The organism is Photobacterium phosphoreum (genome assembly GCF_002954725.1).
Classification (GTDB): Bacteria; Pseudomonadota; Gammaproteobacteria; order Enterobacterales; family Vibrionaceae; genus Photobacterium; species Photobacterium phosphoreum.
The window spans coordinates 2,337,722-2,359,595 of the sequence record NZ_MSCQ01000001.1; the positions used below are offsets into that span (position 1 = coordinate 2,337,722).

19 protein-coding genes and 2 tRNA genes are annotated in these 21,874 nt (G+C 43.1%); 11 read left to right on the plus strand and 10 right to left on the minus strand.

The genetic code is table 11. The annotated features are described in order from the left end of the window. Positions 1–16: 16 nt before the first annotated feature. Positions 17–92, plus strand: a tRNA-Phe gene (locus BTO21_RS10235). Positions 93–139: 47 nt separating this feature from the next. Next, positions 140–215: transfer RNA gene (locus BTO21_RS10240), tRNA-Thr, on the plus strand. Positions 216–693: 478 nt separating this feature from the next. On the opposite strand, the gene mrcB is transcribed toward BTO21_RS10240, so the two are convergent. Both mrcB and hrpB read right to left on the minus strand, forming a co-directional pair. Beyond that, on the minus strand, positions 694–3,120 hold the full coding sequence (gene mrcB / locus BTO21_RS10250; protein ID WP_205068419.1) for a penicillin-binding protein 1B: 2,427 nt from the start codon (positions 3,118–3,120) through the stop codon (positions 694–696). Positions 3,121–3,246: 126 nt separating this feature from the next. Next, positions 3,247–5,739, minus strand: coding sequence for an ATP-dependent helicase HrpB (gene hrpB, locus BTO21_RS10255; RefSeq protein WP_045028038.1), 2,493 nt, complete (start codon positions 5,737–5,739; stop codon positions 3,247–3,249). Between the two features lie 92 nt (positions 5,740–5,831). Here hrpB and sfsA point away from each other — a divergent pair, with 92 nt between their 5' ends. From sfsA to panC, 7 genes are all read left to right on the plus strand, one after another. Further along, positions 5,832–6,569 carry a DNA/RNA nuclease SfsA gene (gene sfsA, locus BTO21_RS10260; RefSeq protein WP_045028040.1) on the plus strand — a complete coding sequence of 246 codons (738 nt, stop codon included), beginning with the start codon at positions 5,832–5,834 and terminating at the stop codon, positions 6,567–6,569. Positions 6,570–6,674: 105 nt separating this feature from the next. Continuing rightward, positions 6,675–7,124, plus strand: coding sequence for an RNA polymerase-binding protein DksA (gene dksA, locus BTO21_RS10265; protein ID WP_045028041.1), 450 nt, complete (start codon positions 6,675–6,677; stop codon positions 7,122–7,124). A gap of 321 nt (positions 7,125–7,445) precedes the next feature. Further along, the gene (gluQRS, locus tag BTO21_RS10270) at positions 7,446–8,330 is read left to right on the plus strand and encodes a tRNA glutamyl-Q(34) synthetase GluQRS (protein ID WP_082056804.1); all 885 of its coding nucleotides are present in this window, start codon (positions 7,446–7,448) and stop codon (positions 8,328–8,330) included. A 54-nt stretch (positions 8,331–8,384) separates the two neighbouring features. After that, on the plus strand, positions 8,385–9,818 hold the full coding sequence (gene pcnB / locus BTO21_RS10275) for a polynucleotide adenylyltransferase PcnB (RefSeq protein WP_082056805.1): 1,434 nt from the start codon (positions 8,385–8,387) through the stop codon (positions 9,816–9,818). Continuing rightward, on the plus strand, positions 9,815–10,300 hold the full coding sequence (gene folK, locus BTO21_RS10280) for a 2-amino-4-hydroxy-6-hydroxymethyldihydropteridine diphosphokinase (protein WP_045028043.1): 486 nt from the start codon (positions 9,815–9,817) through the stop codon (positions 10,298–10,300). The genes pcnB and folK overlap by 4 nt, the downstream gene beginning before the upstream one ends. A gap of 24 nt (positions 10,301–10,324) precedes the next feature. Beyond that, complete coding sequence (gene panB / locus BTO21_RS10285; protein WP_045028045.1) at positions 10,325–11,119, plus strand: 3-methyl-2-oxobutanoate hydroxymethyltransferase; 795 nt, start codon at positions 10,325–10,327, stop codon at positions 11,117–11,119. 10 nt (positions 11,120–11,129) lie between these two features. After that, entirely contained in the window at positions 11,130–12,023 is an 894-nt protein-coding gene (gene panC, locus BTO21_RS10290; protein WP_045028046.1) for a pantoate--beta-alanine ligase, read from the plus strand. Positions 12,024–12,137: 114 nt separating this feature from the next. Here panC and BTO21_RS10295 read toward each other — a convergent pair whose 3' ends face one another. Beyond that, a complete protein-coding gene (locus tag BTO21_RS10295; protein WP_045028048.1) occupies positions 12,138–12,908 on the minus strand; it encodes an ABC transporter permease in 771 nt (256 codons plus the stop codon). Then, complete coding sequence (locus tag BTO21_RS10300; RefSeq protein ID WP_045028050.1) at positions 12,905–13,843, minus strand: ABC transporter ATP-binding protein; 939 nt, start codon at positions 13,841–13,843, stop codon at positions 12,905–12,907. The genes BTO21_RS10295 and BTO21_RS10300 overlap by 4 nt, the downstream gene beginning before the upstream one ends. 118 nt (positions 13,844–13,961) lie before the next feature. Here BTO21_RS10300 and can point away from each other — a divergent pair, with 118 nt between their 5' ends. Continuing rightward, a complete protein-coding gene (gene can / locus BTO21_RS10305; RefSeq protein ID WP_045028052.1) occupies positions 13,962–14,645 on the plus strand; it encodes a carbonate dehydratase in 684 nt (227 codons plus the stop codon). Between the two features lie 44 nt (positions 14,646–14,689). Here the strand turns inward: can and hpt are convergent, their stop codons facing one another. Continuing rightward, complete coding sequence (gene hpt, locus BTO21_RS10310) at positions 14,690–15,223, minus strand: hypoxanthine phosphoribosyltransferase (protein WP_045028053.1); 534 nt, start codon at positions 15,221–15,223, stop codon at positions 14,690–14,692. Between the two features lie 226 nt (positions 15,224–15,449). Between hpt and BTO21_RS10315 the strand changes: the two genes are divergently transcribed. Beyond that, the gene (locus BTO21_RS10315) at positions 15,450–16,058 is read left to right on the plus strand and encodes a TetR/AcrR family transcriptional regulator (RefSeq protein WP_045028055.1); all 609 of its coding nucleotides are present in this window, start codon (positions 15,450–15,452) and stop codon (positions 16,056–16,058) included. Between the two features lie 52 nt (positions 16,059–16,110). Here the strand turns inward: BTO21_RS10315 and BTO21_RS10320 are convergent, their stop codons facing one another. The 5 genes from BTO21_RS10320 to BTO21_RS10340 form a co-directional block, all read right to left on the minus strand. Continuing rightward, the gene (locus tag BTO21_RS10320) at positions 16,111–17,148 is read right to left on the minus strand and encodes an ABC transporter ATP-binding protein (RefSeq protein ID WP_045028056.1); all 1,038 of its coding nucleotides are present in this window, start codon (positions 17,146–17,148) and stop codon (positions 16,111–16,113) included. Further along, complete coding sequence (locus tag BTO21_RS10325; protein WP_045028058.1) at positions 17,148–18,776, minus strand: ABC transporter permease; 1,629 nt, start codon at positions 18,774–18,776, stop codon at positions 17,148–17,150. Before BTO21_RS10325 ends, BTO21_RS10320 begins: the two co-directional genes overlap by 1 nt. A 170-nt stretch (positions 18,777–18,946) precedes the next feature. Next, positions 18,947–19,960: a Fe(3+) ABC transporter substrate-binding protein gene (locus tag BTO21_RS10330; protein ID WP_065192122.1), complete on the minus strand. Its 1,014-nt coding sequence runs from the start codon at positions 19,958–19,960 to the stop codon at positions 18,947–18,949. Between the two features lie 175 nt (positions 19,961–20,135). Further along, on the minus strand, positions 20,136–21,365 hold the full coding sequence (locus BTO21_RS10335; protein ID WP_045028061.1) for an ammonium transporter: 1,230 nt from the start codon (positions 21,363–21,365) through the stop codon (positions 20,136–20,138). Between the two features lie 51 nt (positions 21,366–21,416). Next, positions 21,417–21,755 carry a P-II family nitrogen regulator gene (locus BTO21_RS10340; protein WP_045028062.1) on the minus strand — a complete coding sequence of 113 codons (339 nt, stop codon included), beginning with the start codon at positions 21,753–21,755 and terminating at the stop codon, positions 21,417–21,419. Between the last annotated feature and the right edge of the window lie 119 nt (positions 21,756–21,874).

The window sequence follows — 21,874 nt, forward strand, 5'->3', positions numbered from 1 at the left end:
TTACATTGCTGTGTTTGCCTTGATAGCTCAGTCGGTAGAGCAGAGGATTGAAAATCCTCGTGTCGGTGGTTCGATTCCGCCTCGAGGCACCATATTAAAGATAATGAGTTCTCTCATTATTTAAAAAAGAATTTAGTGTGCCGACTTAGCTCAGTAGGTAGAGCAACTGACTTGTAATCAGTAGGTCACCAGTTCGACTCCGGTAGTCGGCACCATCTTTTGAAAGCCTCATCTTTGATGAGGCTTTTTTTTCGTCTGGAGAAAAGGAACGAGGGTTCGATGGTTCGATGGTTCGATGGTTCGATGGTTCGATGGTTCGATGGTTCGATGGTTCGATGGTTCGATGGTTCGATGGTTCGATGGTTCGATGGTTCGATGGTTCGATGGTTCGAAATTTTCAGCACCAGCAACATCATTGTCAACAATAATCTTGCCGCTGCCCTTACTCGTCTCTAAAAAACTCGTCCCTGCTATTACACCTATCTTCAGCTCTTCCTCGCCCCTAGAAACCTCGTCCCTGCTGTTACACCTATCTTCAGCTCTTCCTCGCCCCTAAAAACCTCGTCCCTGCTGTTACACCTATCTTCAGCTCTTCCTCGCCCCTAAAAACCTCGTCCCTGCTGTTACACCTATCTTCAGCTCTTCCTCGCCCCTAGAAACCTCGTCCCTGCTATTTTACCTACCTTCTACCCTTTATCCCGCAAACATATGCTTAATCCACGTTGCAGGCTGGCTATCATTACACTGCACTTTTAAATCACCATTTTTATCCCAAGCAGGTAACGAAACATTACCGTTACAGTCAAACTGTAAACTGCCATTCGCTGCCCGTTGATACTTAACAGTAGTGATATAAGGCGGCCAGCCGATATTTAACGGCAATGGTTGACGACGAGTAAGATAATCAGCATAAACCCGTAGCGCACCGCTAGAGCCCGTTAATCGCACTGGAGTGTTATCATCACGGCCAACCCATACCACGCCAACCTCGCGTCCATCAGCGCCAGCAAACCAACTGTCACGGTTGTTATCAGTTGTACCTGTTTTCCCTGCGAGCTTAGCTGAACTAAATTTCGTGTGTAGAAAACGTGCCGTACCTTGGCTAACGACTTTTTTCATATCATAGGTTGTTAACCAAGCGGCTTGCTCTGGTACCACCTGTTCGATATGAGACTGATGTTGGTATAGCACCCGCCCTCGACTATCAACAACCGCATCAAGGCTATATAACGGCGCTTTACGGCCATTGTTAGTAATACTCTGGAACATCTGTGCCACTTCAAACGGTGATAAATTAAATGCCCCTAATAATATCGACGGTAAACGTGGTACTTCATCGCGGTTAACGCCAAGCTTAGCCAGAGTATTAATCACTGTACCCAGCCCAACTTTTAGCCCTAAATTCACTGTCGGCACATTTAGCGAATGTGCTAGGGCATAATATAACGGTACTTGACCACGGAACTTACGATCGTAGTTTCTTGGCCGCCAGGAGGTGCCTTTATTGCCTTTTAAAACAATTGCCTGATCACTAAGCGTGGTCGCTAAGCTAAATTTATGGGGTTGGCTCAATGCCGCCAGATAAACCGCGGGCTTAGCTAACGAACCAATTTGACGACTGGCATCTAAAGCACGATTAAAGCCCGCATACCCGGGACGACTACCACCAATAAGTGCTCGTACTGCACCATCTTGACGATCAACCACCACCATCGCAGTTTCTACTTTAACACCGGCTTTTTTATTCAACCGTGGCACCATCACCGCAATGGTTTTTTCAGCCGCTTGTTGAGAGACAGGATCAAGGGTACTGAAAATACGCAGCCCTTTACCTGATTTGTAAATATCGCCAACATCTTGTTCTAGTTCACGTTGCAATTGCTGAAAATAAGCCGGTTGACGACTGGCTATCTTGGGTGTTTTTTGAATCCCTAATGGTTCTGAAACCGCTTTCTCATATTCAGCACCCGTGAGATAATTATTTTTAAGTAATAACATCAACACCAAATCACGACGCTTAATGGTGCGATCAGGATGACGCCATGGATTAAATTGTGACGGTCCTTTTACCATACCGACTAACATTGCCAATTGATCAGCCCGCAGTTCTTCTAATGGACGTCCAAAATAAAATCGTGCTGCCAATGGAAAACCATGCACTTCTTTAGCGCCATTTTGACCAAGATAAATTTCATTTAAATACGCTTCTAAGATGCGGTCTTTACTGTATCGATGATCAATAATCACCGCGATATACGCTTCACGCACTTTGCGCCATAAACTGCGTTCACGGCTTAAAAATAAATTTTTTGCAAGTTGCTGGGTCAACGTACTGCCCCCTTGCACTGTGTGTCCTGCTTTAAGATTTACCACCATCGCTCGTAAAATCGCTAATGGCGACACGCCATCATGCTGATAAAAATCACGATCCTCAGTGGTTAATAGTGCATCAATTAATAACGGTGGAAATTGATCCCGCGCCATAAAGATCCGCTGTTCATTACCTGTTAGCCCAAGCATACCTAGCAACTTCGGTTCAATTTTTAGGGTTTTTAAGGGGTGCTTGGTGGTGACATCAACAATCGAGGTTAGCTTAGTACCTGCAAAAGTGAGCATCACATGCTGTTGTGGTTGCGGATCATCGACAAACTTAAATGGGCGTCGAATTAACTCGATTCGAGTTGAAGAGGCAGAATATTCCCCCATTCGTTGTGGACTACGTACTTTATGATATTGCAGTACATCTAATTCACGTCGCACATCACTGATTGTAATCGCTTGATCAGGATGTAATGTTAATACACGGCCATAGACAACCGAGGGTAAATCCCAAATCGGTCCATCCATTTTATTGCGTACCACGGTATCTAAATAAATACCGATCACCAATAAAATAGCCACCACCACTAAGGTCACTTTAAACACGAATCCAGCGATTTTTCGTACCCACGGATGAGGGCTATTATTATTTTTGCTGGTGTTTTTTTTGGTGGTCACTTTTTTAACTGCACTTTTTTTAGGAACGGCTTTTTTTACCGCAGGTTTTATAACGGCCTTTTTTTTTGTCGGTGCTGGCTTTTTCTGCTGTGGTTTAGGGGGCTGTGGCAACTTACTCATAATGCATCAACTACCGTCATTCCTGTGTGTAAGCAGAGACTATCATTAGGCTCTGCTTTATGATTCAGTGTTAAGATCCTAACAACTATGACTGATTATATATACAGGTATCTAACTTGTTTAGCATCACTAAAGGTATTTTTTGATTTTGCGGGTTGGAAGATGATTTGCAGGATCATCAGGCCAAGGATGTTTGGGATAACGGCCTTTCATTTCTTTTTGTACATCTTTGTATGAACCTTGCCAGAAACCCGCTAAATCTTGGGTGATTTGCAATGGTCGCTGCGCAGGCGATAACAATTCCAGTACTAAAGCAACCTTACCGTTGGCGATCGTTGGCGTGGTTGGCTCACCAAACATTTCTTGTAACTTCACCGCTAACACGGGTTGCTGCTGTTGTTGATAACGAATAGTTATCTTTGATCCTGTCGGTACTTGATAATGGATTGGCAATAGTTGATCGAGCTGTTGTTTTTTATTCCAACCGAGATACGCCTCTAACGCTGCCACCAAGTTAACTCTTTGAAGCCCTTTTAAGGTGGTTATTCCATTGAGATACGGCAGTAGCCAGCGTTCGGCATTGGCTAATAGACTTGCCTCATCCAGCGCAGGAAAATTCACGTCAGGTAACCACTCACAACCACAACGTCCGCGAATCAACAGCATTGTTGCCGCAGGTGTCCAATTTAATACTGCAAGCCCTTTACGTTTAACCGCATTAAGTAATGCTTCACTGGCTAATGCTGGATCTGGGGTTGCAGCAAGGCTACGAGCAACAATCAGTTTGCCACAATAGACTCGATGCTCAGCACTTAAACGGCCTTTTTTATCATCCCAATCAAGCCACTCACATTCACTGAACAATAATGGCAATGCCTGTTGTAACCCACTTAAATCCGCACCAATAGCAGAAAATATTCGACTATCGCCTTGACGAGTTTTAACCACATCAGCGACCACTAACAAAGGCTGATTTGCTAAGCCTTGGCTGCCATCAAGCATGACGCCTTGACCATTGGCTAATTGATAACGACCATCATCAGTGCGAGATTGGGCAATGCGATCAGGATAACCGACAGCTAATACAATCGCTGCCCAATGATTGTTAACTCTTAACACACTATTTTTAGCTGCGCCTAAAGTCGCAAGATGTTGCTGAACACGTTGAATGTAAGCATGACTTTTAGGCAGTTTTTTGGTTTCTAGTAAATGTAATTGAAACGCTAAATCTGGATTATCGATACCACGTGGTGGATCTTCCAGTAATGCCACTAACATCGCGGCGGTAGTCAATATGGTAGGATCAGCTTGCTGGTGTGAAATCTGTTTTGCAAACGCTAACATTGCACCATGACGCGGATCAGCACCTACGGTTTGCATCAATTGACCGCGTGACGTTTGTTGCCCGCGTTCATCAATCGCACCGAGTTGTTGCAATAGCTGTCGCGCTTGCTGTAACGCAATCGCTGGCGGTATATCTAGCCATTGTAAATCTTGCGGATCATGACAGCCCCATTGGACTAAATCCATCGCGAGGGCAGTTAGATCACTGCGAAGAATTTCAGGCTGTGGTGTCGCGGGTTGGCGTTGTAATAATTCTTCACTGTACATCCGTAAACAAATACCCGCCTCTAAGCGTCCAGCACGCCCTGCTCGCTGCTCAGCAGAAGATTGGGCTATACGTACTTGCTGTAAGCGACTAATCCCTGTTTTAGGCTCCCACAATGCGATTCTCTCAAAGCCACTATCAACCACTAATCGAATTCCCTCAATGGTTAAACTGGTTTCAGCAATATTGGTCGCTAACACGACTTTGCGTTGTCCAGCGGGGGCAGGATTAATCGCTTGTTGTTGTTGCTCAATCGGTAACTGACCATACAACGGGCAAATATTGATATTGGTCGCGGTTGCAGGTAAACGGGCTGCTAATGCTTGAGCAAGACGTTTGATTTCCCCAACCCCAGGCAAAAAGGCTAATACTGAACCAGATTCTTGGGTTAGCAACTGACTGATCGCGACAGCCATGTGGTCAATCACATCCCGAGGATCATTAACATGTTGATAGCGATACTCAACCGGAAAACACCGCCCCTGAGATTCAACATAAGCCGCATCAGGTAGCAACTGTGCCAATGCCGTGTGATCAAGCGTGGCCGACATCACTAACAACTGCAGATCGTCACGTAGCGCTTGCTGAACTTCAATCGCTAATGCTAGTGCGGTATCAGCATGAATACTGCGCTCGTGAAATTCATCAAAAATAATCAGTCCGATCCCAGCAAGTTCAGGATCGTGCTGCAACATTCGCGTCATCACGCCTTCGGTGACAATCTCTAATCGCGTTTGCGCACTGACTTTGGTTTCACCTCGCACCCGTAAACCAACGGTTTGTCCGACACGCTCACCCAATTGCTGCGCCAGATATCCAGCAATATTTCTTGCCGCTAACCGTCGCGGTTCAAGCATGATAATTCGACCTTGGATGACGGCTTTATCTAACAACGCCAACGGCAAACGGGTTGATTTACCCGCCCCAGGTGGCGCCTTTAAAATCACTTGAGTATGGCAAGTTAACGCTGTAAATAAGGTCGCTAAAACCTCGTCAATCGGGAGTTGTGACAATCGCGCCACCTTATGTCATGATCAAAACGAACTCACAGTGTAACGAAAGCCGCCCCTCAACTAAAAATAATAATCACTTCACGAGGCCATTAATGAAATTTGTGCCACCACTTCAAGCAGCCATATTGATCAAACGCTACAAACGTTTCTTAGCTGACATTGAGCTGAGTAATAATGAAATCCGCACCATTCACTGTGCCAATACTGGCGCAATGACAGGATGTGCCGATTCAGGAACCACAGTGTGGTATTCCACTTCTGATAATAAAAAACGGAAATACCCTAATAGCTGGGAATTAGCACACACAGAAGCTAACGATTGGATTTGTGTAAATACTATTCAAGCCAACCACCTCGTTAAAGAAGCCATTGAACAACAACGGATACCAGAACTCAGTGGCTATGATAATTTACGCACTGAAGTAAAATACGGCACTGAAAATAGCCGTATTGATCTATTACTTGAATCACAACAGCGCCAGCCCTGCTATATTGAAGTAAAAAGCGTGACTTTATTGGCGAATAATGGTCAAGGTTACTTTCCTGATGCAGTGACGACTCGAGGTCAAAAACACCTACGAGAATTAACCCAAATGGCACAGCAAGGATCGCGGGCAGTGCTCTTTTTTGCAGTGTTACATACGGGTATCAATAAAGTTAATGTTGCGCAGCATATCGATGCTGAATATGCGCAATTATTACAGCAAGCAGTCAGCGCTGGGGTCGAAATAATTTGCTACCGTGCTACGATTAACGCGACTGAAATAAAACTCGAAGACTGTATACAATTTCAGCATTCGACACAAAAAATGCCGTTTTCTTCACATTGACGTAGAATTGAAGTTATACAATAATTGCCACATCGTAACCTTTCTGGTATAGATACCGCCCAAAATTAACCAGTGACGGTTATTAGGTACATTAGGAGATGCTATATGCCAGAGACCATTGTTAAAAAATCACTAGGCATCCTGGCTATTGCTGGGGTTGAACCTTATCAGGAAAAAGCTGGCGAAGAATACATGGGAGAAGCTCAATTAGAGCATTTCCATAAAATTCTATCAGCATGGCGAAACCAACTTCGTGTTGAAGTTGATCGCACCGTAAACCACATGCAAGATGAAGCCGCTAACTTCCCCGATCCAGTGGATCGTGCCGCACAAGAAGAAGAGTTCAGCCTTGAACTTCGTAATCGTGACCGCGAACGAAAACTGATCAAGAAAATTGACAAAACACTTAAACGTATCGAAGAAGACGATTTCGGTTTCTGCGACTCTTGTGGTGTTGAGATTGGTACTCGCCGTCTTGAAGCTCGTCCAACGGCAGATCTTTGCATCGACTGTAAAACACTTGCAGAGATCAAAGAAAAGCAAATGGCTGGCTAATTACGCCTTTATCAGGTTAAAGCTAATTTTAGAGGGAGCGTAAGCTCCCTCTTTCGTTTACACTAGCGCTCGAAATAACACGCAGTAACTAACTTAATGGTTGCTTACTTACCGATGTCGCACGAGCTCTGCCTGTTCAGTCATAACATTACGTTATAGATAAATAGGCACCAAACTGAATAGTGTTCTCATCTCAGAGAGCCTTATTCAGTTTGGAGGGAATATATCTTGTCATATTTACCCCTGACTCTGGGCGACATTTACATTGCCGTACCAAGTTAGATAATAATCAACTTGGATTTTATAACCGTTCATTAATGTATGACTAACACGAATCAATATGTCGGTCGTTTTGCACCATCGCCTTCAGGGCCATTGCATTTCGGATCGTTAATTGCTGCTCTTGGTAGCTACCTACAAGCAAAATCTCAGCAAGGAAAATGGATCGTTAGGATCGAAGATCTTGATCCACCTCGTGAAATGCTAGGTGCTGCTAATGATATTCTGCGCACATTAGAAGCTTTTGGCTTCATGTGGGATGGCGATATCATGTATCAGAGTTTACGCCATGATGCCTACCACGCTCAAATTGACGCTTGGTTAGCACAAGGTAATGCCTACTATTGTCAGTGCAGTCGAAAAGACATTAAACAAACGGGCGGCTTTTACCCTGGTACCTGTCGTACCCTCAATCAACGGCACAGCAATGGTGCGGTTCGATTACAAGTAGACACACCAATAACCCATTTCGATGACCTATTACATGGTCATATCGAATTGCCGTTTGCATTAGCGCGCGAAGATTTTATCATTCGTCGCCGCGATGGCTTATTTGCTTATAATCTTGCTGTAGTGCTAGATGATATCGAACAAGGGATCACCGAAGTGGTACGTGGTGCCGACTTAATTGAGCCTACTGGGCGTCAAATAGGTCTTTACCGTCAGCTTGGGCATCCTGAAGTGAGTTATTTGCACTTACCGCTCGCCATTACGGACAATGGTAATAAATTGTCGAAACAAAACCATGCTCCAGCGATTGATAAACACAATCCTCGGCCAGCATTAATGGCAGCGCTACGCTTTCTCGGCTTTTCGCCACCGACAGAACTTGTCACTGAAAGCGTAGAACAAATATTACAGTGGGGCATCACTCATTGGCAGCTCAAGCAGCTACCAAAGACAACTGCTATCACACTAGCATTCTAAAATAGTCTGCCGTGATATATTATACACGGCTGTTTGTTGAACCAAGTGCACAAAATGGGGTGTATTATCTTTAATCGAGTAGCCAACTTTTGCCGTAAAGTATTGAATCGCGACAGTAGTACTCGCGTTCCAGAGGAACAAACTTTGCAAGTTTACCAACGTCCAGAACACGGCATTTCACGAAAAGATATCAGCGAAAATGCGCTGAAAGTACTATATCGTCTAAACAAAGCTGGTTACGACGCTTACCTTGTTGGTGGCGGCGTCCGCGATTTATTGCTCCACAAACAGCCGAAAGACTTCGATATTGCAACCAATGCAACTCCCGAAGAAATCAAAAAACTGTTTCGTAACTGTCGTCTAATCGGCCGTCGCTTTCGTCTCGCGCACATTCTTTTTGGGCGTGACATTATTGAAGTAGCGACTTTCCGAGGTCACCACTCAGACGCACCAACACAAGTCGTTGCACCAAAAGACAATAAGCAAAAACCACAAATCTCGTCTCGCAGCGAAGAAGGTATGTTGCTACGTGATAACGTTTACGGCACCATCGAAGAAGATGCAGAGCGCCGTGACTTTACCATTAATGCGTTGTATTACAGTGTAAAAGATTTCACCGTAACGGATTACGCGCAAGGCATTGAAGACCTTAATAATCGTGTCGTTCGCCTAATGGGTGATCCTGAAACACGTTACCGTGAAGATCCTGTTCGTATGCTACGAGCGGTACGCTTTGCGGTCAAACTGGATATGGATATTGAACCCGTAACAGCAGCGCCAATTCGTGAACTTGCGTCATTGATGCAAGATATTCCTTCTGCGCGCCTGTTTGAAGAAAGTCTCAAGTTATTGCAATCAGGCCAAGGTTTAGAAACCTACCGCATGCTACGTGAGTACAATTTATTCCAGCAGTTATTCCCAATTTTATCTGACCATTTTACCGAGAATAACAGCAGTAAAACGGAAAAAATGATCGAGCATATCCTGGCCTCGACTGACAAACGAATTGCTGAAGATAAGCGTGTTAATCCCGCCTTCATTTATGCCGCTATGTTGTGGTATCCAATGATGATTCGCGCTGAGGAAGTTTCTTTTGCGAGTGGCTTATCGTTCTATGATGCCTTTATGGTGGCGAGTAACGATATTCTTGATGAACAAGTGCGCTCAATTGCCATTCCACGTCGTCACACCACCACAGTACGTGACATCTGGCAGCAACAATTACGCTTTAGTCGTCGTAGTGGCAAACGTGCCTTTAAGACCATGGAACACCCTAAGTTCCGTGCCGCTTATGATTTCTTAGAAATGCGCAGTTTGTTTGAAGGCAGCGATATCAAAGAACTTGCTCAGTGGTGGAATGAATTCCAAGACGCGGATTACAACCAACGCGGTCAAATGGCCACCCACATAAATGATGGTGGTGTTCGCCGTCCACGTCGTCGTCGCCCACAGCAACAACGCCGTAAAAAACCGCCAGTTAATTCATGATTCGCGCTTATATTGCGATAGGCAGTAACTTGGGCGATCCTGTCGCCCAAGCTCAAACTGCGATTGAAGCACTGCACCATCTACCACATAGCCAGGTTGTTAGCGTGTCCTCGCTGTACAGCAGTACCCCAATGGGGCCACAAAACCAACCTGATTATATTAATGCAGTTGTCGCTATCGACACTGCATTAGCTCCACTTGAGTTACTCAACCATACTCAAGCGATAGAGCTCGAACAAGGACGTGTTCGCAAAGATGAACGCTGGGGTCCAAGGACGTTAGATCTCGATATTATTTTATATGGTGATCTGCAACACCACTGCGAGCGCTTAACTGTGCCGCATTATGGAATGCAAGTACGGGAGTTCGTACTGTATCCACTTGCCGAAATTAACCCTGATTTAGTTCTACCTGATCACACTTCTTTACGCACGTTATTGACTCAGGTTAACCGTAATGGCTTAGCTATTTGGCAAGCATAAATTCATCAGGGCGAGGAACAAGCTATGAAAAAAATCACCATCAACGATCTACTGACATGGAAGCAAGAAGGTCGTAAATTTGCATCAGTAACAGCATATGACGCTAGTTTTGCACAATTATTTGAGCAACAGAATATGCCGGTTATGTTAGTAGGTGATTCGTTGGGCATGGTACTCCAAGGCCGAAACGACACTCTACCAGTAACCATTGATGACATCGCCTACCATACGCGTAGTGTTCGTGCAGGCAGCCCTAACTCGCTGCTAATGGCTGACATGCCATTCATGACCTTCGCAACCCCAGCACAAGCTTGTGAAAATGCCGCTAAATTAATGCGCGCAGGGGCTAACATGGTAAAAATCGAAGGTGGCGCTTGGGTTGCTGAAACAATCTCAACCCTCACAGAACGTGCAGTTCCTGTGTGTGCTCACCTTGGTTTAACACCCCAGTCTGTCAATATTTTTGGCGGCTATAAAGTTCAAGGCCGCAGTTTGGATCAAGCTGAGACAATGGTTAAAGATGCCATTATTCTCGCTAAAGCTGGTGCCCAAATCATCGTATTGGAATGTGTTCCGGCAAGCCTTGCTGAACGTATTACCAAAGCGGTGGATGTGCCTGTAATTGGTATCGGTGCGGGTAATGCGACTGATGGCCAAATACTGGTTATGCACGACATGTTTGGTATTTCTGCAAACTATATGCCGAGGTTCTCTAAGAACTTCCTTGCAGAAACCGGTGATATGCGTGCTGCGGTTACTAAATACATTGAAGATGTTGAGTCTGGTGCATTCCCAGGGTCTCAGCATACCTTTGAATAAGGAATAATAGATGCAAACATTCGCCGAGATTGCCCAATTAAGAGAGCAAATTACGACGTGGCGCCGCGCAGGCCGTCGAATTGCCTTTGTTCCAACCATGGGTAATTTACATGAAGGCCATCTTACGTTAATGCGTAAAGCACGTAAGCATGCTGATGTTGTTGTTGCGAGTATTTTTGTTAATCCAATGCAGTTTGAAAAAACTGAGGATTTAACCAATTATCCACGCACACTTGAACAAGATATTGCCAAGCTACAACAACAAAATATGGTGGATGTGGTCTTTACCCCAACCCCAGAAATCATGTATCCAGCCGGTGTTAATAATCAAACGTTCATCGACGTTCCAGGATTATCTACCATTTTAGAAGGTGAATTACGTCCGGGTCATTTCCGTGGCGTAGCAACCATCGTCAATAAACTGTTTAATATCGTCCAACCTGATGTAGCTTGTTTTGGCGAAAAAGACTATCAACAATTGGCGCTTATCCGCCAAATGGTGATTGATCTAGCGATGGATATTCACATTGTTGGGGTACCAACTGTACGTGAAATGGATGGCCTAGCCATGAGCTCACGTAATGGTAATCTAACCGTTGATGAACGCCAACGTGCACCTGTTTTAGCCCGTACAATGCGTTGGATCAATAATCAAATGCGTGGTGGTCGTACTGACTATGACGAATTAATTGTTGATGCTAACGATCAATTACGTGCAGCAGGCCTGCAACCAGACAAAAGCTTTATTCGTGATGCAGTGACCTTATTACCCATTACTGACACAACCCAACAAGCGGTTATTTTAATGTCAGCACAATTAGGTAAGGCACGCTTAATCGACAACCAAGTAGTCGACTTATCCCCTGCTGTCGCTGTCGAAGAAGAAGTCGCTGAAGCAAATTAATTGCTGATCGCTGACTAAAAAAATACCGCTCGTTAACCATAACGCGCGGTATTTTTTTAACTATAGATTGTGGCTATGTGTTTTTAGCTACCGGTTAGTAAAAATGATCAGCGCTTATGAACGTAAACCAATACCGCGTGAAATTAAGTAATAGGCAACACCATACAAGGCAATAACAAATAAACTTAATACCGCAAACGATGTGCCAATACCGACATCAGACACCCCTAAAAAACCATATCTAAAGGCATTAACCATATACACAATCGGGTTAATCTTTGACACAATTTGCCACCCTTCTGGCAGCAAATTAATCGAATAGAACACTCCACCAAGATACGTCAGCGGCGTTAACACAAAGGTCGGAATAATACTGATATCATCAAACGTGCGCGCAAAAATGGCGTTAATTAATCCACCAAGAGAGAACACGATTGAAGTCATCACTACTGTGGCAATAATTACCCCTAAATGGGCGATATTAAGTGACACAAACAACAATGACACCACCGATACAATCAGACCAACCCCTAATCCTCGCAGTACACCACCACCAACATAGCCGGCAATAATAATATAATTAGGCACCGGAGCGACCAATAACTCTTCAATATTGTGTTGAAATTTGGCACTAAAAAATGAAGACGCAACATTAGAATAAGAGTTAGTGATCACCGACATCATGATCAATCCTGGCACTATGTATTCCATGTAGCTAAAGCCTTCCATGTCACCAATACGCTTACCAATAAGATTTCCAAAGATAATAAAATACAGCGTCATCGTAATCGCTGGCGGCACCAGAGTTTGTACCCAGATACGAGTAAAACGATGAATTTCTTTGGTAATTAAACTTTTGAATGCAATCCAATATTGTTTTTTCATTGACGATTACCTGTCGCATTAGCGGTTTGAGCTTTATTGACTAAATTCACAAATAGCTCTTCTAAACGGTTACTCTTATTACGCATTGAACGTACCACTACACCTTGCGTGGTAAGGGCACTAAAGACGCTATTTAAATCATCACCTTTATTGAGATCCACTTCGAGGGTAGTGGCATCAATTAATCGACACTCGCCAACCATTAATGTAGGAATATCCATCACGGGATCAATATCAAAAATAAAGGTTTCTAGTTCTAATTGACTCAATAATGCTTTCATTGAGGTATGCTCAACAAGTTCGCCATCATTAATAATACCAATATTACGACACAACATTTCTGCCTCTTCAAGATAATGCGTTGTCAGGATAATGGTCACTCCTTCACGGTTTAACTGCTGTAAGAAAACCCACATTGAACGACGTAATTCAATATCAACCCCAGCGGTTGGCTCATCTAAAATCAACAATTTTGGCTCATGCATTAACGCGCGCGCAATCATCAAGCGGCGTTTCATCCCTCCTGAAAGGTTACGAGCACGATCATGACGTTTACCCCATAAATCTAATTGGGTTAAATATTTTTGCGCTCGTTGTTTGGCCAGTGTTCGTTCAACCCCATAAAAACCCGCTTGGTTAACAACAATCTGTTCTACAGTTTCAAAGGGGTTAAAGTTAAATTCTTGCGGCACTAAACCGAGCTGATTTTTAGCATCGACTTTTTGAGTATCTAAGTCATAGCCAAAAATGCTGACCGAGCCGGAGGTTTTATTAACCAGTGAGCTAATAATACCAATGGTGGTCGACTTACCCGCCCCATTTGGCCCTAGCAACGCAAAAAAATCCCCTTGCTCTACATTGAGACTCATATTTTTCAGCGCCTTGACGCCGCCTTTGTAAGTTTTGCTTACATTTTTTATTTCTAAAGCATTCATTATATGCAATCTTTCTGTTAAATATTTATAGGCTAGTGACAAAACGCTAACAACTAATCCGATTTGCTATCAGCGCAGCTTGTGTATAGTAAGGAACATATTAATATAAGGCATTATCATGGCAGATATAAAGCAGCTCTTTGCAAACAACCTTTCGTGGTCAGAAAACATTAAGGATGAAGATCCTGAGTTTTTTTCTCACCTCGCAGAAGCACAACACCCACAATACCTCTGGATAGGCTGTTCTGACAGTCGCGTACCCGCAGAGCGCCTGACCGGTTTAACTTCTGGTGAATTGTTTGTGCACCGTAATGTTGCCAACCAAGTTATTCATACCGACTTAAACTGTTTATCTGTAGTTCAATATGCAGTTGACGTTCTTAAGGTTAAACACGTTATCATTTGTGGTCACTATGGCTGTGGTGGTGTGACAGCGGCGATAGAAAACCCACCATTAGGACTTATTAATAACTGGCTACTGCACATTCGCGACCTGTATCTTAAACATCGCTCAGATCTTGGTAGCCTACCGCGTGACAAGTGGGATGACAAATTGTGTGAAATTAATGTCGCCTCTCAAGTTTATCATCTCGGTAATTCCACCATCATGCAACAGGCATGGGAACGCGGCCAAGATGTTAAAATCCACGGTTGGATTTACGGTACCAGTAACGGCATTCTAAAAGATTTAGGTGTTACCGCGACTAGTCGTGAAGGGCTTGAGATTGCTTATCAAGCAGCAATGTCATCATTATTGCCGCCGCTTGAAGCACAATTAAAGCAGCTAGAAAATAATAAATAGCAGTCATAAAAAAAGCGACCTTCTTGTGAGGTCGCTTTTTGTTTTTATTCTGCGTCTGGAATAACTTTACCAATGAACGGTAAGTGACGGTATTTTTGTGCGTAGTCGATACCAACACCAACCACAAATTCATCTGGAATAATAAAGCCGTACCAATCAACCTTCACATCCACTTCACGACGTTCAGGCTTATCAAGTAGCGTACAGATGCTGATTGAATTAGGGCCGCGTAACGATAAAATCTCACACACTTTACTTAGCGTATTACCGGTATCGATAATATCTTCCACCAATAACACATCTTTGCCTTTGATGTCGTCATCTAAGTCTTTCAAAATACGTACATCACGGCTGCTATGCATAGTATTGCCGTAGCTTGATGCGGTCATGAAATCAACTTCATGGGGGATCTCAATCGCACGCGCTAAATCTGCCATAAAGACAAATGAGCCACGCAGTAAACCGACCATTACTAAGTCTGTAGAGTCTTTATAATGTTCAGTGATCTGCTTTCCTAGCTCTTTGATGCGTTCCTGAACGTCCTGCTCAGAAATCATTACTTCGATAGTGTGCTTCATTTTATTCTCCATCAACGCGACTGCGTTAGCCGACTGAGGCTATATATTCTAAAGGTCGTTATTGTAGCATTCATTCATGTTAAGCGTTATTTAATCAATAGTGTCCAAAATCCGAAACACTTATTGATAGTTCAGTTTGAATCAACCCAGTTGCTGTTGTAGTGTTTATGCATAAAAAATAAACATAATCGCTGCGAATATATATAGGGTTAGGGAGTTAATAATTATGGATACGATTACTAAAAAACCACGCACACGTTTATCACCAGAAAAAAGAAAGCAGCAACTGCTCGATTACTCAATTGATGTTTTTTCTCGACGTGGCATTGGTCGCGCAGGTCATGCTGATATTGCTGAAATGGCAAATGTTTCTGTTGCCACTGTTTTTAATTACTTTCCAACGCGTGAAGCATTAGTTGAACAAGTATTAATGGAAGTCGCGACCCAATTTAATGATCTGCTGACTGAATGCATTGGTGCGCCAAATAAAGCATTACATACACGCTTAACCTGTATCAGTAATAACTTAATTGATACCGTATTAGAGCAACAAGATTGGATCAAAGTGTGGTTTGAATGGAGTACATCGGTTCGTGAAGATGTCTGGCCTCAGTTCATAGAAAGCAACCAGAAAAACCTTAAGCAAGTGCAGAAAGCATTTACTCAAGCAATTGATAATGGTGAGATTAATTCAAATCAAACCCCTGAGAACTTAGCTAAAATGTTACATGGCATGTGTTATGTGATTTACATGCAAGCCAACCAACATCCTGATCAAGATATTTTGCGTGAACAAGCGCAAATTTACCTGCAAGTGTTGATGCAAAAAAACTAATTTAACGCAGGTTTACACGATTAAGGCTTGTATTAACAAGCCTTAATTATATTTACACGTTCGCGAAAATAACCGGCTGATGAGGCGTAACATTGACCGTCACTCGCTGACCGACATTCAATAATAAATTAGAATTAATCACTAATTTATGCCCTTCAAATTCAACGATATAACGACAACTATCACCCATAAACTGCTGTTCAACAATAACCGCCAAACCGTCATCCTCAGACATTACAGTTAAGTGCTGTGGGCGTAATAACCAATCAACATCCGTGGTCGCAGCCAATTTTTGCTGAGCAGCTAATGCTAACGCACCAAATGGGGTCTTTAATTGCTGATCAGCGGTGACAGTGGCCGGTAAATACGAACCCACCCCTAAAAATTCAGCCACAAAACGAGTGCAGGGGTGATAATAAAGCTCAGTCGCTGTGCCAAATTGTTCAATCACACCGTTATTCATCACCGCCATTTTATCGGCAAAAGCAAACGCTTCTTCACGACTGTGAGTCACGAAAATCGCGGTCACACCTTGATCTTTAAATATTTGGCGAATATCACGGATCAAACTATGGCGCACTTGGGTATCAATATTAGAAAACGGCTCATCCAATAAAATCAAATCCGGCTCATTGGCTAACGCACGTGCAATCGCTACTCGTTGCTGCTGACCACCAGATAATTGATGTGGATAACGATCATCAAGTTCAGTTAAATGAACCAATGCTAACATTTGCTTAATTTTGGCAGCGATGCGGGGCTTATCCCAATGACGCAGGCCAAAAGCAATATTATCAGCCACCGTTAAATGCGGAAAGAGCGCGTAATCTTGAAATATCATTCCGATATTACGTTGCTCAGGCGGCAGACATAATTGTTGATCAACAATGGTACGATCATTAATCGCTATTGTACCTTGCGCTAGCGGTAATAATCCTGCAACCGCTTTGAGTAACGTGGTTTTGCCACAGCCACTGGCGCCAAGCAAACACACAATCTCACCCCGCTCTACCGCCAACGACAAATCTTGTAAGATCGGCTGTCCATGGTAACAACAACTAAGATCAGTGACGGATAATGCATGTTTCATCAGTGTTTTTGCTCCAAAGAACGGTTAACGATAACCAACGGAATCAAGCCAACGACGACCAATAAAATAGCAGGGAATGCTGCGACTTCTAACTGCTCATCAGAGGCGAAGTTAAACACATAAGTGGCTAAGGTTTCAAAATTAAACGGGCGGAGTAATATCGCTGCATTGAGTTCTTTCATGGATTCGATAAACACCAGTAAGCCAGCAATTAAGCACCCGCGACGGATCAACGGCAAATGCACTTTACGTAGCATGGCAGTCGATGCATAGCCCATCGTTTTAGCTGCCATGTCGAGTGATGGTGGTATTTTCACTAAACTACTTTCGATACTGCCAATCGCCACAGCGGCAAACCGCACCACAAACGCAAAAATAATCGCAAACATTGAACCAGAAAAAATAAGCCCTGGACGACCTAAATCTAAACTACGAGCAATATCATTCACCATATGATCAGCGCTAGTTAAAGGGATCATCACCCCAATTGCTAATACCGTTCCCGGCACTGCGTAGCCTAAGGATGCTAATCGCATCGGCACAGTGCTGATACCTCGACCATCTAAACGCTGATAGAAATTGACCATCAACGCTAATAACACCGCAAATATTGCCGCGGCCAATGACACCATTAAACTATTAAAACTGTAGGTCTGAAATTGCTCAGTCCAACTTTGCTCAAAATAATCAATCGCGTAATAGCCTAATTGCAACATCGGTAATATAAACGCACAACCGACCAACCCCCAACACCAGCTCACTGCAAGCCATTTTTTCCAGCCTATCAGTTGGTATTTAGTATGGTTATCATTACCACATTGCTGCTGAAACATTTTTTGCTTGCGACGACTAAAACGCTCGCTGCTGATCAGTAAGAAAATCACCATCAGCATGATCGCAGAAATTTTAGCGGCAGCATTGAGATTAGAATATCCCAGCCACGTATCGTAGACCGCTGTCGTTAGTGTATTTAAAGCAAAGTAACTGACCGTACCAAAATCACCTAACGCTTCCATCGCCACTAATGATACTCCAACTGCAATCGCTGGACGGGCTAACGGCAATGAAATACGTTTGAAACTTTGCCATGGCGAACAGCCTAATAACCGCGCCGATTGGAGCAAATTATTACTCTGTTCCATAAAGGCGGCACGGACTAATAAATACACATAAGGATAAAGCACTAAGGCTAAGACAAAACATGCGCCCCATAATGAGCGTAAATCAGGAAACCAGTAATCGCTAACATGCTGCCAGCCAAACAGTTCACGCAGCCAAATTTGAATCGGGCCCGCGTAATCAAACCAATGAGTATAAAGGTAACCAACAATATAGCCGGGCATCGCAAGAGGTAAGATAAGTGCCCATTGAAGTATTTTTTCACCGGGTAAACGGCACATCGCCATTAACCATGCGCAAGGAAGCCCAAACACTAGCGTCAGTAATACCGTACCAACCACCAGCCCGAGGGTATTTAACGCGTAGGTCGACATCACTGTATTCATCAAGTGTGAGAATACCTGATCAGAATTTCCCATCGCGGTAATAAATATAGCGATAATAGGCAACACTAACAACGTTCCAAATAACCAGCTGTTAATCCGCCAAAATAAAAACTTTTCTTTCATTTACTACTACTTAGTACGTTTTTCAATATATTTAAGCCTGCAAAATCAGGCCACTTTGTCAGTAAATACATTCACTGTAAGCAAGCATGAGAAGCTACCACAACTTATTGCAAAAGAGGCTAAGTTAAACGAATAAATGGGGCTTAACACCCCATTTATTTTGTAACTAATTACAGATCAAACTTCACTTCATCCAGTAATTTAATCGCAGCTTGGTGGTATTGTGCAACTTGATCAAGTGAAACATCATCGGCTTTGAACTCACCCCATGATGCCACTAACTCTGAACGCTTAACGCCTTCTTTAACCGGGTATTCGTAGTTCACTTCTGCATACATTTGCTGAGCAGTCGTCGCCGTTAAGAATTCCATTAATTTAAGTGCGTTATCTTTGTTTGGGGCGTATTTCGCCATTGCCATACCACTGACGTTAACATGAGTACCGTTACCTTGCTGGCCTGGGAAATTAATCTCAACCGCTTCAGCCCATGCTTTTTGGTTGGGATCGTTAACCATTTTGCCAAGGTAGTAACTGTTACCAATCGCAATATCACATAAGCCTTCTTTCACCGCTTGTACTTGACCGCGATCATTACCTTGAGGCTTACGGGCTAAGTTAGCTTTTACGCCTTCTAGCCATGTTTTAGTTTCAGCTTCACCATTGTGAGCAATCATTGCTGAGACCAGTGATACATTGTATGGATGCTTACCTGAACGCGTACAAAGTTTACCTTTCCACTCAGGTTTAGCTAAATCACTGTAATCAAATGCTGCTGGTAATTTACCAACACGATCTTTTGATGAATAGACATTACGAGAACGCAGTGTTAGTGCAAACCACTCATCTTCATTATCACGAAATTGTGCAGGAATGTTAGCGTCAATGACTTTGCTATCAACCGGCTGCACCAGCTTCTTATTCGACAACTCAACTAAGCGGCTAATATCGGTCGTTAATACTACGTCAGCTGGGCTGTATTCACCTTCTTGCTGTAGTTTTTCAGCAATGCCTTCTTTAGCAAACTTAACGTTAACCTTAATACCTGTTTCTTTGGTGAACTCATTAAACATCGGTTCAACAAGGAAAGGTTGACGGTATGAGTAGACATTGACTTCTTCAGCAGCGGTAGCGATTTGAGGCGCAGACAAACCCAATAAAACGGCGGTAGCTAAAAGTTTCTTCATTGCTAAATCCCTTAATGCAAAATGTAATGATAATGTTTCTCAATTAGATTAATGCAAATTATACGGTTTTCATCTTCGAACACAATCGACCAGTAACACTTCATTACAAAAAAACGTCATCGCAAGCGATGACGTTTTTTTACACTTTAATAGCAATTAAATACCGCTATTATTGCTATTTTGCGCTAACAAACTCAGGGTAAGCATCAACACCACAGTCATGTGAGTCCATCCCTTCAAGCTCTTCATCTTCACTAACACGAATACCGATAGTAAGTTTCAGAATGCCCCAGACTGCTAAACTTGCACCAAATACCCATCCAAAAATAACCGCGGCACCAAATAACTGGGTCATAAATGAAGCATCTGGATTACTCAATGGCACCATCATTAAACCAAATAAACCACATACACCGTGAACTGAAATCGCACCAACAGGATCATCAATCTTGATTTTATCAAAGCCAATAATACTAAACACCACTATCGCACCAGCAGCACCACCAATAGCAACAGCGGCTAATGGTGACGGTGATAATGGATCGGCGGTAATCGCAACTAAACCAGCCAATGCACCGTTAAGAATCATCGTCAGATCAGCCTTACCCCACATAATTTTACAGACAAGCAGAGCAACAATCGCGCCAGCAGCAGCTGCGGCATTGGTGTTAAGGAATATTTGTCCAACAGCGGTCGCATTCTCAAAATCTGACAACATTAATTGTGAACCACCGTTAAAACCAAACCAACCGAACCACAGAATAAACGTACCCACAGTGGCTAATGGCATATTTGAACCAGGGATAGGATGAACCTCTCCATTTTTACCGTACTTACCTTTTCGTGCGCCTAATAGTAATACTCCAGCAAACGCAGCAGCAGCACCCGCCATATGAACAATACCAGAACCTGCAAAGTCACTAAAACCGGCTTCAGCTAGAAAACCACCACCCCATGTCCAATACCCTTCAATCGGATAAATCACACCGGTTAATACCACTGAAAATAATAAAAATGACCATAGTTTCATTCGCTCAGCAACTGCACCTGATACTACTGACATTGCTGTCGCTACGAAGACTACCTGAAAAAAGAAATCTGATTCTAAAGAGTGGTCAGCACCTTCGGCTTGAGTGCCAATCAGTGCACCAAACGATGGCAACCAACCACCCGCACTGTTATCGACATACATAATGTTATAGCCAACTAATAAAAACGTGGTACAGGCTATCGCATATAAACAAAAATTCTTGGTTAATATCTCAGTAGTGTTCTTTGAGCGCACTAAGCCTGCTTCTAACATCGCAAAACCTGCTGCCATCCACATCACTAATGCACCAGAGATCAAAAAGAAAAATGTATCGAGTGCATAGCGTAATTCAATTACTGTTATTGATAATTCCATGGTTATCTTCCTCTAATACCTAATATTTATCATCCTAATCACATGCTGCGGCTAAAGTGCTTCCCTGTCTACTTCTCCTGTTCGAATACGTACAGCATGTTCAAGATCGTAAACAAATATCTTGCCATCTCCGATTTTTCCTGTTTGAGCGGCCTTACTGATAGCATCAACAATGTTGTCAATATTTTCTGCTTGAGTTGCGATTTCTAGTTTCACTTTCGGTAAAAAATCGACTTGATATTCAGCACCGCGATAGAGTTCGGTATGACCCTTTTGACGTCCAAATCCTTTGACTTCAGATACCGTCATCCCTTCAACGCCGACATCTGCTAATGCTTCACGTACGTCATCTAATTTAAATGGTTTAATAATCGCATTAATTATTTTCATGATTTGCTCCTTAACCCAACATATTTTCCCGTTATGGTTAAACAACAAACAATCATCATGCCAACTATTTAACATGCTGTTTAATAAAGAAATATAAAAAATATCATGTAAAAACAAAA

Coding starts and splice junctions, on each gene's coding strand:
- sfsA (WP_045028040.1), top strand. CDS start 5,832: ATGAAATTTGTGCCACCACTTCAAGCAGCCATATTGATCAAACGCTAC.
- dksA (WP_045028041.1), top strand. CDS start 6,675: ATGCCAGAGACCATTGTTAAAAAATCACTAGGCATCCTGGCTATTGCT.
- gluQRS (WP_082056804.1), top strand. CDS start 7,446: ATGACTAACACGAATCAATATGTCGGTCGTTTTGCACCATCGCCTTCA.
- pcnB (WP_082056805.1), top strand. CDS start 8,385: ATGGGGTGTATTATCTTTAATCGAGTAGCCAACTTTTGCCGTAAAGTA.
- folK (WP_045028043.1), top strand. CDS start 9,815: ATGATTCGCGCTTATATTGCGATAGGCAGTAACTTGGGCGATCCTGTC.
- panB (WP_045028045.1), top strand. CDS start 10,325: ATGAAAAAAATCACCATCAACGATCTACTGACATGGAAGCAAGAAGGT.
- panC (WP_045028046.1), top strand. CDS start 11,130: ATGCAAACATTCGCCGAGATTGCCCAATTAAGAGAGCAAATTACGACG.
- BTO21_RS10295 (WP_045028048.1), bottom strand. CDS start 12,908: ATGAAAAAACAATATTGGATTGCATTCAAAAGTTTAATTACCAAAGAA.
- BTO21_RS10300 (WP_045028050.1), bottom strand. CDS start 13,843: ATGAATGCTTTAGAAATAAAAAATGTAAGCAAAACTTACAAAGGCGGC.
- can (WP_045028052.1), top strand. CDS start 13,962: ATGGCAGATATAAAGCAGCTCTTTGCAAACAACCTTTCGTGGTCAGAA.
- hpt (WP_045028053.1), bottom strand. CDS start 15,223: ATGAAGCACACTATCGAAGTAATGATTTCTGAGCAGGACGTTCAGGAA.
- BTO21_RS10315 (WP_045028055.1), top strand. CDS start 15,450: ATGGATACGATTACTAAAAAACCACGCACACGTTTATCACCAGAAAAA.
- BTO21_RS10320 (WP_045028056.1), bottom strand. CDS start 17,148: ATGAAACATGCATTATCCGTCACTGATCTTAGTTGTTGTTACCATGGA.
- BTO21_RS10325 (WP_045028058.1), bottom strand. CDS start 18,776: ATGAAAGAAAAGTTTTTATTTTGGCGGATTAACAGCTGGTTATTTGGA.
- BTO21_RS10330 (WP_065192122.1), bottom strand. CDS start 19,960: ATGAAGAAACTTTTAGCTACCGCCGTTTTATTGGGTTTGTCTGCGCCT.
- BTO21_RS10335 (WP_045028061.1), bottom strand. CDS start 21,365: ATGGAATTATCAATAACAGTAATTGAATTACGCTATGCACTCGATACA.
- BTO21_RS10340 (WP_045028062.1), bottom strand. CDS start 21,755: ATGAAAATAATTAATGCGATTATTAAACCATTTAAATTAGATGACGTA.